The sequence below is a fragment of the Glycomyces sp. TRM65418 genome, assembly GCF_019710475.1.
GTDB lineage: Bacteria > Actinomycetota > Actinomycetes > Mycobacteriales > Micromonosporaceae > Glycomyces.
Genome location: NZ_JAJFAX010000002.1, coordinates 1 through 11,958, shown reverse-complemented (window position 1 = coordinate 11,958; position 11,958 = coordinate 1). Strand labels below are relative to the sequence as shown.

The 11,958-nt window shown below is 64.7% G+C and carries 12 protein-coding genes; 7 read left to right on the top strand and 5 right to left on the bottom strand.

Annotation, left to right across the window (positions count from 1 at the left end; translation table 11 throughout):
- Nucleotides 1–1,059: 1,059 nt before the first annotated feature.
- Nucleotides 1,060–1,485: a hypothetical protein gene (locus K3N28_RS05110; RefSeq protein ID WP_228091407.1), complete on the top strand. Its 426-nt coding sequence runs from the start codon at nucleotides 1,060–1,062 to the stop codon at nucleotides 1,483–1,485.
- A gap of 965 nt (nucleotides 1,486–2,450) precedes the next feature.
- Here the strand turns inward: K3N28_RS05110 and K3N28_RS05105 are convergent.
- The 3 genes from K3N28_RS05105 to K3N28_RS05095 all read right to left on the bottom strand — a co-directional run bounded on the left by K3N28_RS05105 (nucleotide 2,451) and on the right by K3N28_RS05095 (nucleotide 4,196).
- Nucleotides 2,451–3,074: a hypothetical protein gene (locus K3N28_RS05105; RefSeq protein ID WP_228091406.1), complete on the bottom strand. Its 624-nt coding sequence runs from the start codon at nucleotides 3,072–3,074 to the stop codon at nucleotides 2,451–2,453.
- A gap of 146 nt (nucleotides 3,075–3,220) precedes the next feature.
- Nucleotides 3,221–3,988, bottom strand: a complete 768-nt coding sequence (locus tag K3N28_RS05100) for a hypothetical protein (RefSeq protein ID WP_228091405.1) — start codon at nucleotides 3,986–3,988, stop codon at nucleotides 3,221–3,223.
- Nucleotides 3,981–4,196, bottom strand: a complete 216-nt coding sequence (locus K3N28_RS05095; RefSeq protein WP_228091404.1) for a hypothetical protein — start codon at nucleotides 4,194–4,196, stop codon at nucleotides 3,981–3,983. Before K3N28_RS05095 ends, K3N28_RS05100 begins: the two co-directional genes overlap by 8 nt.
- A 744-nt stretch (nucleotides 4,197–4,940) precedes the next feature.
- Between K3N28_RS05095 and K3N28_RS05090 the strand changes: the two genes are divergently transcribed.
- Together K3N28_RS05090 and K3N28_RS05085 are read left to right on the top strand one after the other, a co-directional pair.
- Nucleotides 4,941–5,588 carry a hypothetical protein gene (locus K3N28_RS05090; RefSeq protein ID WP_228091403.1) on the top strand — a complete coding sequence of 216 codons (648 nt, stop codon included), beginning with the start codon at nucleotides 4,941–4,943 and terminating at the stop codon, nucleotides 5,586–5,588.
- 977 nt (nucleotides 5,589–6,565) lie between these two features.
- Nucleotides 6,566–6,961 carry a hypothetical protein gene (locus K3N28_RS05085; RefSeq protein WP_228091402.1) on the top strand — a complete coding sequence of 132 codons (396 nt, stop codon included), beginning with the start codon at nucleotides 6,566–6,568 and terminating at the stop codon, nucleotides 6,959–6,961.
- A gap of 17 nt (nucleotides 6,962–6,978) precedes the next feature.
- Here the strand turns inward: K3N28_RS05085 and K3N28_RS05080 are convergent, their stop codons facing one another.
- Entirely contained in the window at nucleotides 6,979–7,311 is a 333-nt protein-coding gene (locus K3N28_RS05080) for a hypothetical protein (protein WP_228091401.1), read from the bottom strand.
- Between the two features lie 301 nt (nucleotides 7,312–7,612).
- Here K3N28_RS05080 and K3N28_RS05075 point away from each other — a divergent pair, with 301 nt between their 5' ends.
- On the top strand, nucleotides 7,613–8,662 hold the full coding sequence (locus K3N28_RS05075) for a potassium channel family protein (protein WP_228091400.1): 1,050 nt from the start codon (nucleotides 7,613–7,615) through the stop codon (nucleotides 8,660–8,662).
- Between the two features lie 322 nt (nucleotides 8,663–8,984).
- Entirely contained in the window at nucleotides 8,985–9,686 is a 702-nt protein-coding gene (locus K3N28_RS05070) for a glycoside hydrolase family 11 protein (protein ID WP_228091399.1), read from the top strand.
- A 213-nt stretch (nucleotides 9,687–9,899) separates the two neighbouring features.
- Here the strand turns inward: K3N28_RS05070 and K3N28_RS05065 are convergent, their stop codons facing one another.
- Entirely contained in the window at nucleotides 9,900–10,211 is a 312-nt protein-coding gene (locus tag K3N28_RS05065; protein WP_228091398.1) for a hypothetical protein, read from the bottom strand.
- Nucleotides 10,212–10,715: 504 nt separating this feature from the next.
- Here K3N28_RS05065 and K3N28_RS05060 point away from each other — a divergent pair.
- Both K3N28_RS05060 and K3N28_RS05055 read left to right on the top strand, forming a co-directional pair.
- A complete protein-coding gene (locus K3N28_RS05060) occupies nucleotides 10,716–10,958 on the top strand; it encodes a DUF397 domain-containing protein (protein ID WP_228091397.1) in 243 nt (80 codons plus the stop codon).
- A gap of 111 nt (nucleotides 10,959–11,069) precedes the next feature.
- Entirely contained in the window at nucleotides 11,070–11,954 is an 885-nt protein-coding gene (locus K3N28_RS05055; protein ID WP_228091396.1) for a helix-turn-helix transcriptional regulator, read from the top strand.
- The last annotated feature ends 4 nt before the right edge of the window (nucleotides 11,955–11,958 follow it).

Here is an 11,958-nt window from a genome sequence, read left to right as displayed (position 1 = left end):
CATATTTACTGGAATTGCTGGAGAGTACTGAGACTATGCAGCGGATAGAGCGGATAGAGCGGGCAGAGCGGATAGAGCGGGTGTGCAGATGTCTGTTTATGTCAGTGGAAGTACGTCGACGTCTGCAGGTGTCAATGCAAACGAATGCGATTCCCTGCCGTGATATGCGGCGCTGGAACCGGTCGAAACTACACCTCCTCGAACGCTGCACTGATGAGAGGATGGCCTGCCACCTGCTCGCAGCTCGCCAAGTTGGCGGTGCAGAAGGCGTGGCCGCTGGGGATCATCACTCAAGCGTAGATGTAGTGGCCTCCCTCGTTCATCCGTCCGAGCGCCAGATCCATGGCGCTGAGACTTTGTATGGGCGTGCAGAGGCGGCTGAAGTGGGCATCTTGGCTCGAAACCTCATGTGGCCAGCGAGACCACTGCCGCCCAGCCGTCGCAAGATCGGTGGAGAACCGGAGCTCGTCAGAGAACATGATGTGGTTGATGGCCCGGTTCGGGTAGGTCTCAAGCCGACAGGTCGAACATAGAGTCTCCCCAAAGCTGGTGGCCCGGGCCGGGTTACCGGAGCCGGCAGCACACATGAAGAAAACCGTTACCCCTCCCAGGCCGAGCTGGGGCGAGTCGTTCCGGCGCCCGGCGGTGAGTTTGAGAGCCACGACGGTCTCGGAGGTATCGGCCGCGAGGCTGACTGCTCCAGCCCTCGCGCGAGCGACTCAGGGCTGGTTCGCGGGCTCGTCGGGCACTGCGGCGCACCTTCCGAGTTCCGGCGGGCAAAACGATCCAGGGGAAGCCCTGAGAGCAAATCGGCCCTACATTGAGGTAGGGCCGAGCACTCAAAACCCCTTAGAATCGCTCTCAGAGGGTTATGTTTTCGCAGGTCAGAGCCGATATGCTACAGATGCGCGGCGGGTGTCCGCTCTCATTTCATCTGAGGCGTCGTCGAGGCCCTGGCCTGCGGTTCACGATTAAGTTGGGGCATGCGAGACCGCTAGCCCGAGCTCGGGGTCCCCGATTCCGGCCCGCAGGGCCAGGACCCAGTGCCACGATGAGCCCATGAACGATGAGCGCTCTTCGCTGCCGGCGGTGCCGCAGCTGACCTTCGACTCCGTGCCCAAGCAGCAGGTGGGGTTCGCCGTCGCCAACTACGCCCAGTTCCAGTCGAGCCAGTGGCGGGACCGCGATGACTTCCAGCAGTTTGCGGACGGTCTTCCACAGGACATACGCGACCGTATCGGAACGCTGCCGGAGACGGCCGAGGCAAACGCCGAGTTCGAGAGGCTTGTCCTCTATCTGGAAGACCTCGCGGTCGCGGCTGCCACAGGCCGCGAGTACGCCAATGCCGTCAGCCAGTTCAGCGGACAGATCTTTGAGCAGGTCGGCGTCGACGAGACTGCACCGTCCGGGCCGCTCAACCTGTTCTACCGCGACAATTTCTTGGACGGCCCGCCGGAAGACCAGGAGCCGCAGAACCCTGCCTGATCGCAGACGGGCTGGATCCGGACCTACTACTCCTCCGTGTCGCGAGTCGCTTGGTGGTGGAGGGGGATTCAGGGATCGTCGTACGCATCGATGCGCGTGTCTCCGCGGACGAGGCTGCCGTCGTCTAGGACGCCCACACCTCGACGTCGTGGAGGTTCTCGTCCAGGGCCTCGACGATGCCACAGATGAAATGAGAGCAGACAGCAAGAAGGCGCCTGCTGTCACGATGTTCCTATTGTCGGACGCATGATCAACATTCGACTTGGTGTGCACCTGTTCCGTGTCATCTCGCGGCGGCGCTTTGGAGCCGTGGCTGTATGGGCGCGCCCGACTGACTCGGCATGGGAAGACGGCTCGGTCCTCGTGCGCGTCTGGGGGCGCCCAGACGGTCCCGCCGAGGACTCCGAGGATCTTCACTCCGGCTCCATAGACCACTGCCTCGCCGCCCTTGGCGGGCGATCCGCCGTGGTGGGGCCGGGCGAACCATGGCCCGTTCGCGCTCACGTCGGCGGGCGCAGGCACAAGCTGATTTAAGCCAGCAGAAGCCGCAGGCAGGATATGGTCAGATTTTTCCGCCGTCTCGCACAAAGAGGCTGGTCAAGGGGAATTGTGGCCACGGTTTCCTAAACCGTGCGTCGCAGGTTCGAATCCTGCCGGGGGCACCATATTTTTAAATATATGAATTTGCCTCTATTTCCAGCTACATCGGGCTTTTCGCCATGCTGGTGGCCGCGCGGAAGACCGCAACCTTCACCAGCTTCCTCATGCGGGTCCCACGCAGGGCTTCCCCGTCGACGGCAACTGCGCATAGCCTCTCGATGCGTGGCATGGACCCCCAAACCCGCCCGCCCAGGCCACGATCGCGCGGCGCAGCACCGGTTCGAAGGAGGTGCCGTGGCGCAGGCTGCCCCCGGTAGAGCAGATCGGCGCCAGCCTCGTCCCGCCCGCTGGCTGATCCCGACCGATCAATCGTCGCGTCGCTCCCATGACCACTGGAACTTCGGCGCTCCACCCCTGCTCTGCTCTGCAGCTTTTTCACGCCTGGCCCGACGCAACTGCTTGGCTCGCGGCTCTCGTAGCATTGGCAAGGAAGGCTCCGAATCTGAGGAGCCCAGCGTCTGCTCGGGAAGGGTGCGATACGGCTGCTTCGCGCCTGACCGTTTCGGCTTCGGGAGGGCAGGTTCCGGCACCGATGGCACCGACTCGAGCGCGACTGCGATCTGATCACGGACGCTGCGCGCGTGGCGCAATTGCTGTTCAAAACCAGCGATCTGGCTATCGTAAACACCCAGTGCCTGCTGCAGCCGCTCGCGGCTGCGAACGTGTTCGCGTCGCTGCAGGGGGTTCTCGAGAAGCCACGTTGCGACTTCGACCGCGACATAGTACCGGCGCGGGCTTGGCGGCCCGAAATACTCCTCCTTGACCGGCACCGGAAAGAGGTCCAGCCTGCACCATCGCTGCGCAGTCTCCAACCTGACGCCGGCGATCTGCGCAATCTCAGCTGGCGTCAACAACTCCTCGGGTCGGTCCACGTATTCCGGTTGGAGCCAGACAACTTCGCGTGGCTGGCCAGGGTTCAAAGGGCTCACGGTACTCCTGAGAGTAGAAGATGGAAGAAGGCAACCTCAGGGGCGTTTCTGGCCGCCTCCCAGCAACTCCGCTGACCACGAGGACTCATGGCCAGCTTCCCGCGGTTGACCTCGCCCGAAGGTCTGGGGCGTTTCGCCGTTCGGCGTCAGTATGCGGTGAACCGGTCGGTAATTGACCGTTCAGGATCACCTTCGGGGGGCGCCTGGACGGTGTATCCGAGGTCTCTCAGCGCCTTCGCCGCATCGGCAGGGCGATCCCGTACCACCGTCATCACCTGGGTCCGCCGCCACTCCTCGCGTCCTTCTCGGATCGCCTCCATCCACTGGTCACCGGCGTGCTTGACCCCGAACTCCCGGACCAAATTCTCAAGGACATCCTCAAGACAGGGACGGAACCGATGACCGCCAGTCGGGAAGTGGTACTCGGCGATCCGTGGCACCTTCTCCTTCGCCTTACGAACAAACGGGCGAGTTCCCGGTTCGGGCGCGAGTATCAGCAGGTGAGTAAAGTCGTCCCGGTGAGCGTGGACATGGAAATGCGAGGCCGGAATCTGCCTTGTCGGGTTCCGGTCGTATTCGACCCGGAACAACGGCACGCGCTCGCGGGTGCGGAGATCGAACAACCGGAAGAAGGAATCCTCGACAGTCAGAAACTCGTTGCTGTGGTCGAAACAGCAGTTGTACTGCACCCGCAGCTCCATGCACTCCTTCTCGGCGACTTTGAGAGGGATTACTGCCATGCTTCCGGACGGGCCGCCGACAATGACCCGGAACTTCGATCCGCGGTGGCTGGCATGCGCCACGAATCGGACGTCGGTATCGATGATGGCCGAAACTCGTCGGGTCAGCTTCTGAGCGAAATCTGCTGCCAGCTCCCGCAGTTCGTCGGCGCCGGGAGGGCCAGCCTCAGTCATGACCGAGGAGGAAATCGATGCTTCGGATCGCCTCCCACAGGCTCAGTTCGTCGGCCCTGAGCGCCCAGTCCTCCGCACATTCGCGCACTTCGTCGAAGGACATATGCATCTTGCCGGTCAGCTCGTCGACCAGTTGCGCGCGCTCGTCCTCAAGCTCGGCGTCGGTGTTCAGCACGAACGTCGGGGACTGGGTTTGGACGGGTCCCATAGCTCGGTCTCCTTCGCGTTTTCGGGGTAGGGCACCACACTCCCCGGTCAGCGAGCGATGTGGGCCATCTCAACCATACGACAGTTTCAGCCCCTGCGCGCATCCTCCGAACAGCTGAGAAAGGCCAGGGAGAACGCGATCGCCATTTAGGACATGCGTCACAGCCGTATGCTACGGGCACTGGGCCCTCAACCCGCCCCCAGCCAACAGGGCCCGCAGTGGCGAACAGATCCAATTCATCCTTTGGCTGTCGCGATCGCCCCGCTCACCGTTCTCGCGTACCGGCCTTCTTGCTTCTTTGAGGCAGGTTGGAATGCGCCGCAACGACGTCAGGACACCTCGGCTGGCCCCAACAATCCGCTGCGCCTCATTAGTGACCTTCACCACCTGGAACTCCACCTTGCCGCTACGCTGCGTGTCAATGAAAATGAGTTTCAATGCGCCAATTCATCGGGGCACCGGTGTGTTTTCGCACTTCAGGCCATGCCCTTGATGAGAAGAGTCGAATTCCCTCAGAGGCCGACAAAGCGGAATGCGCTTCCCGAAGGACCTACATCTTGTGTTATCACAAAGCACGAACCACTAGAAGTTGTTGACGGCCGGTCGATGTCATGGTTCACTTTCCGTGGTCGGACAAGTGTTCGATCAGGTTTGCCCCGGCGACACACTGAGGGCGTGATCCAGCCTTAACGTGTGGATTCATATGCCTCGGGTTCGTCGGCAGGTCTGAAGTGAGGAGTTCTGGTGGCAGAGAGTCAGCAAGGTTCCTTCCCGAAGCCGGGTCCTCCGCGCAAGCGCGCGTGCGATCTCGCAGCCGAGCTCGGGGTCCCTCTTGACAAGCTCACGACTTTCATCTTCGTCGAAACCAACACCATCCTTGAGCCGACCGACCTCGTCTCCGCCTCGGTAGTGATGAAGGCGCGGCAGCACTTCCCGAGGCTCGCACAGCAGCGGCGACCCGGCCCACGGACCAGCAACAAGCCGCGTGGCCGCAGGTCAGAAAAGCATCGGCTGGAGAAGGCGACTCGAGATCTCTTCGGCAACCTGTCCCAACAGAGCCAGCCGGCGATTCGAGCTCAAGGCCCGGACTTCGTACAAGCCGCACGGAAGATGTTTCCGATCCAAATTGCATCGGACGAGGAAGCACGGTCGGTCGCAGATCACTGGGCGGATAAGGGCTTCGCTCCGAGCGAAGTACTGGCATGGTGGAGCGCCGGCCTCGAGCTCTTGGATGCCGGCTTGGCTTGGCGCGCACGCAACGTCGATCTAAAGCCCTCCGATCTAGCGCGCATCCTGGATGGTAGTCCTGTCCTGCAACGAATTCGTGATGGCGAAAGCCTCTCTCGGATCCGTTCACAGCTGTATCAGGGACGCACAAACCACACCCAGTAGGAGGAGGTTCGAGCAGATCGTTTCTGCAACCGTGGGTGCGTGTCGCTCGCGCGCCGGTTGGTGATGGCATTGCAAGCCGGGTGCCAGAACTGGCACGGTCGGTTGTCAGGGTGGAGCTGTAGCTTCAGCGACTATGGACCTCACTACGACCCTGGGTGTCATTGGCACTGCCGTCACCGCCCTCGCCGCCGTGACCGCGGTTGGTTCGTGGCGGGCCGCCGCGAAAGCAAACCAAGCGGCGGAGCGAGCCAACGCCACCGCCGATACGTTGGCACAGATCGAGCGTGACCGCTGGCATGCCGAACTTACTCCCAAGCTGCAAGTTGAACTCACCGGAGCAGTCGGCGGCCGGGTGGAGCTGAAGGTGACGCTGTCGGGGCCGCCCGGACTCGACCGTCTGGACGACCTGTCCATCTCTGTCCGTGATGACGGTGACGACCACCCGGTCAGCCCTGGCATGTCGGCACAGGAGACGCAAGAAGCAAGCCACGTGATCTGGGGGCCGTATCGGTTCGTCCGGGACGTTGACGGCGCCTCGAGAGATGGCAAGCACGCCCCGGGCGAGGGAACAGTAGCCCAGGGCAATGGGGGATACGGCGCACGATGGAAGAAACGCCAGCGCCGAGTTGGGTCCCTGCGACGGAGAACTGGCAAGACCGGTACAAGGACAAGAGGGTGCGACTCACTTTCACGTGTATCCGGGAGGGCCACCGGCCGTGGACGATTCCGTGGGAGGGCAACGTTGAGGGAACCCCGTAGTTCTTCCGCCAACGCGGGGTGAGCGGTGTCGAGAGCCTTCCCGGGGCGAGCAGGCCAAGATTCGGCCGACGAAGGCCGAGCAAAGTCTTGGCATGTTTTTGCGGTTGCCGCATCGCCATCGGCATCACCGCCTATGAAGTTCTGTCGGCGCCAGCGCTAACGTGGTTGCCTCACTGCGCGGGCTGGCCCGCGCGGACCCCTCGACGGAAGGTCACGCCATGCCCAAGTTCGGGCGAGACGATGAGGACTGGTCCAGGCTCCTTGAAGCCGGGCGCGAGTTCCTGATCGAGCGTGCCAAGCTCGGCAACTTCACCAGCTACACCGAACTCAACGCCGTTCTCGAGCGCCGAATCGGGCTCGGGTTCGACTTCAACCAAGACGCCGACCGGTTCACGATGGGTCAGCTCCTCGGCGAGATTTCGAAGGAGCACATGGAGGAAATCGGGCAGCGGTTCATGATCTCCTCGCTCGTCTATTACCTCAACCAGAACGACGTCGGCCCCGGCTTCTACAAGGAAGCGATCGAGTTGGGCCTGCTCAAACCAAAGAAGGACCGGCTCAAGTTCTGGATCGACCAACACAAGGCCGTCTTCGCCTACTACTCCAAGAAATAACCGTCCTCGCTCCGCCTCTACGAGGCGGAGCGGATCAGCTTCTTGACACTGGTCAGACCGATGCCGTACCGCTCAGCTAGCACCGGCTGGCGCACGCCAGCGCGATAGGCCGCTACCAGAGCATCGATCTGAGTTGGAGTCAGGCGCTGGTAGAGCGAACGCGGTCGGCGCGGCGCCACGGCGGAGGCGGAACTGGACGCAACTTGGCCAATCGGCGCACCCAATCGCCGTTCCACCGCCTCATGCAAGGCGACGACCTGCGTCAACGTGTTCGAATAAGCGACCAAACGGGGCACTTTCCTCACCGGCGAAAACGGCTCCTGACCAGGGATCTCCCGGTCGAGGGCCATTGTCGTCGCTGCGACGGTGGTCCGATCGGTTCCGGCCCGGGACGGCCCATGCCGGCTCGCCGGTCGGCATCAGGGCCGATTTCCAGGCCGGCTCTTCCCCGCCCTCACCTGCCGCACCGCCCTCGGCCTCGTCGTCCTCCTCGGCGCGGGCTCGAAGCAACCGCCGCTCGGCACGCTTAGTGTTCCCGTCGAGGCGCTCACCGGAGCGGTTCGGCGGCGTCGCGGTCCGGCGCCCGGACGGCGCCGCACCTGCGCATGGTCGTCGCCGCGTCAGTTCCGGCAGAACGGGTACTGCTTCCCGGTGATCACTGTACAGATACTGGGTTTCGCCCTGATCGTGCTGGCGGCCTGGGACGCCGCCGTCACCGTGCTCCACCCGGACCGCGAGGGACTGCTCGCCACGGCCATCCGGCGGACGGTGTGGGCCGCGACGACCCTCCTGAGCGCCCGACTCGGCGCCTCCGTGCTCGGGCTGGCGGGGCCGGTGATCGTGGCCTGCACCTTCCTCGGCTGGATCCTGCTGGCCACGTTGGGGATGGCGGTGGCGGCGTGGCCCATACTGGACACCGACTTCTCGATCCAGACCGCGCTCGGCACACCCACCTTCGTCGACGCCTTGTACTTCGCGGCGGGGACCACCTCGGTGCTCGGCTACGGTGACGTCACCCCGCTGTCCACACAGGCCCAGCTGCTCGCGGTGTTCGGTGCGGGGGTCGGCTTCACCATGTTCACCGGGATGGCGACCTACGTGATCCAGGTCGTCAACGGCGTGGCGACGCGCAACCGGTTCACCCTCGCCCTCCACGACGACGCCCGAGGGGATGGCGGCGTCACGATGCTCGCCGACTGCCTCGTCGAGGCAGGAGTCGAGGAGACCCGCGGGCGCTGCCGGAACTGGGCGGAGCACCTGCGTGCGGTGGACGAGATGGTGCACCGCTACCCACTGGTCGCGTTCACCTATCGCTCGCGGCGACCGGAGTACGACCCGGAGGCCGCGCTGCGGCATGTCGCGGAGGCGACGGTGACCGCCCTCGTCGCCGCGGCGTACACGCCGGGCCTGCGAACGGCCGCCGAGACACTGTGTTCGGCGCTGACCCGGCTGCAGGCCACAATCGCGGAGACCTACCTCAGTGAGGCCATCACCCGCGGCCTCACCGATCCCGAGCCGACCGAGCGCGACCGCGCCGCGGTCGCCGCCGTCGATCGCGCCCTCTCCGGGGCGCTCGGCCCGGCCGAGTCACCGACCGAGCACCGGCGGGCGGCGGAGGCCGTGTGCCGCACTCGGATCTTTCTCGAAGGGCTGCATCACTGGACACGTTCCGAGCCGCCACGGCACGAGTGGGACGCATGAGCGCGGCGCACTCCGGACGCCGTCGATGAGACCGGCGGAAGGGTGAAACGCGCCATCGCAGGCCGGGGTCACGACGACCGCCTGAATCCAGGCGGACTCGAGAAGCACATGGGAGGCCGGGCGACGCTTCGTCCCCGGCCTCCCATGTGCTCAGGTGAGGTGCGGTCACCGCGGCTCGCCGTCCCGGCTCAGGCCGACCTCGACCACAGTCAATCGGAACTTCCAAACTGATTACCGGAAATTCTCCGAAAATTATTGACGCGCCCGCATGCCGTCCTCATACTTATCGCATCGATTTTCTTCTATGTCACCTGGAGGGCGCATGATCAAGGACGAACCCACCCCCGAGATCTCCCGGAACCCCGTCAGTCGCCGGAGCCTGCTGCTCGGCGTGCCCGGCGCCCTGGCGCTCGGGACCGCCTCCGCACTGGCGCTGCCGGGGACCGCGAACGCGCAGACGCTGACGCAGAACGCCACCGGGACCCACGGCGGGTACTACTACTCCTTCTGGACCGACGCCCCCGGCACCGTCTCGATGACCCTCGGGTCGGGCGGGAACTACAGTTCCTCGTGGCGCAACACCGGCAACTGGGTCGGCGGCAAGGGCTGGGCGAACGGCGGCCGGCGCACCGTGAACTGGTCGGGGAACTTCGCCCCGTCCGGCAACGGGTACCTGTGCCTCTACGGCTGGACCTCGAACCCGCTCGTGGAGTACTACATCGTCGACAGCTGGGGCACCTACCGCCCGACCGGAACGCACAAGGGCACCGTCTCGAGCAACGGCGGCACCTACGACATCTACCAGACCACCCGCTACAACGCGCCGTCCGTGGAGGGCACCAAGACCTTCGACCAGTACTGGAGCGTCCGCCGGTCCAAGAGCACCGGCGGCCAGATCACCACCGGCAACCACTTCGACGCCTGGGCGAGCAAGGGCATGCGCCTGGGCTCGTTCGACTACTACATGATCCTCGCGACCGAGGGGTACCAGAGCAGCGGCTACTCCAACATCTGGGTCAGCTGACGCGGGAGGGAAGGGCGAAGGCGGACGGGGCCCGGAGGTCCCGCCCGCCATCAGTGTGTCAGCACTGTTCGCGATTGCAAGGTCGACGGTCTGGTGCAGAGCTCGGGGAGGCCCCCACCGGCCTCCCCGAGGCTCTATCCCACCAAACGGAGCAAAGTCTTCGGGTGCGCGACGGTCCCCGCCGGACGGCCGCACTCGTTTTCAGTTGGGCGCCTAGCGGAAGCGCGCGGTATAGATGTCGCCGTCGCGGATCCAGGCGAGCTGGAGGGACGCGAACATGTCGCCCACGATCTCCTCGTCGGGAAGCCCGTAGTGCTGCCCGAGGCTGCGACCGCGGTAGTGCCACAGGAGTCCTGCCTGGACCTGGGCCGCGTCGGCCGTGTGCTTGCCGCACGAGCGGGCGCAGCGGTAGAGGACCTGGCCGTTGCGGTCGTATTCGATCGCCATCACCTGCTGGCACATCGAGCTCCGCAGCTTGCCTGCCGCGGCTGCCTGTAGCAACGTCTGCGCTTCGAGACGTTCCATGGCACCCAACCCCTCTCCGGGCGACGATCCTCGCCGGGGCTGGCCCGGCCTGGCTCTCCAAAACGACTGGCGTGTCCGGTTGTGCGATGCCGGGCGTCCGACCGCGAAGGCGACCGGCCGTCCGAGGGTTGTGCGCCCCTTTAGGCGGCGATGCGTCGTCACGGATCAGAGTCCCGGTTTGACGGTTTCCCTTGTCCGTGACCACGGTCGCACATCCTGCGCGGTTGTGTCCCGTGTCTATGTGCATTCTCACATGAATCGTAACATGCATCAACACCGGGCGGATGCACGTGCATCCGCGCGAGCATTCGCGCGAGCATCCTCATGTGCGGTCACCGTCTGTAATGTGGGACACTTGACGCGGCCTGCGATAGGGATGTCGGAATAGTCCGCCGCCGGGCCCCTCTGGTAGGGGCCGTGCACGTGGATTCCCGCCGGACCGCCGTCGGTCACCGGTATGGAAGATCCGGTCGGAACCTCCGGCCATTGGTGGAAGGATCTGTGATGAAGGCACACAACGGAATCCCGGCGGGGGAGCTCCCCTCGTCGCTGACTTGGCGCAAGAGCGTTCGCAGCGGCCCCAACGGCGGCAACTGCGTCGAGCTGGCCGCGCTCCCTGGTGGGGAATCGATCGCGGTCCGCAACTCCCGCGACCCCGAGGGCCCGGCCCTCATCTACACCGTCGCCGAGATCAAGGCGCTCGTCGAAGGCGCCAAGGACGGCGAGTTCGACGACATGATCGCCTAGCTCGCCCCCAGCGAGCTTTTTCGGGCAGCACACTCACCCTGGCGGGACGGGCCATGCGGCTACCCTGTCAGGGTGAGTTTTTCGTCCTCCGACACCGAAGGGAGATGAGCGATGGCGAAGGCGAACCCTGAAGACCTGCCGACGGGCCCCACCACCCTGCGGGTCATGATCGGCAGCAACCTGCGCCGCCTGCGCGAGACCGCGGGCATCTCCCGGGAGGACGCGGCCGAGGAGATCCGCGCGTCCGCCTCGAAGATCAGCCGCATGGAGCTGGGACGGGTCTCGTTCCGGCTGCGCGACGTGCGCGACCTCATGCTCATGTACGGCGTCCGCGACGAAGAGGAGATCGAGCGCTTCGTCGACATGGCGCGGATGGCGAACCAGCCGAGCCAGTGGCACCGCTACAGCGACTTCCTGCCGGACTGGTTCAGCAACTACCTGGACATGGAGGGCGCGGCGTACATGATCCGCACCTACGAGGTCCAGGTCATGCCCGGTCTGCTGCAGAGCGAGGAGTACGCCCGGGCGGTCATGATGCTCGGCTACGGCCACACGCCGCTCACCGAGATCGACAAGCGGATCGACGTGCGGATGAAGCGCCAGGAGATCCTCGACCGCGAGGACCGGCGGCCCGAGCTGTGGGCCGTGATCGACGAGGCCGCCCTGCACCGGCCGTTCGGCGGCGCGGCCGTCATGCGCAGCCAGATCCAGTCCCTCCTGGACTCCTGCGACAAGCCGAACGTGCGCATCCAGATCGTTCCGTTCGCCTCGGGCGCCCACTCCGGTGCCGGAGCGCCGTTCACGTGGCTGCGCTTCGCCTATGAGGAACTCAACGACGTCATCTACCTGGAGCACCTCACCGGCGGCCTGTACCTGGAGCGCGACAACGAGCTCGACGCCTACCAGGCGGCCATGGAGCACCTGTGCGTCCAGGCCACGCAGCCCCACAAGACCCAGGACTTCCTGCGGCAGATCCTGCGCGATCATTACAGTTAGTAGT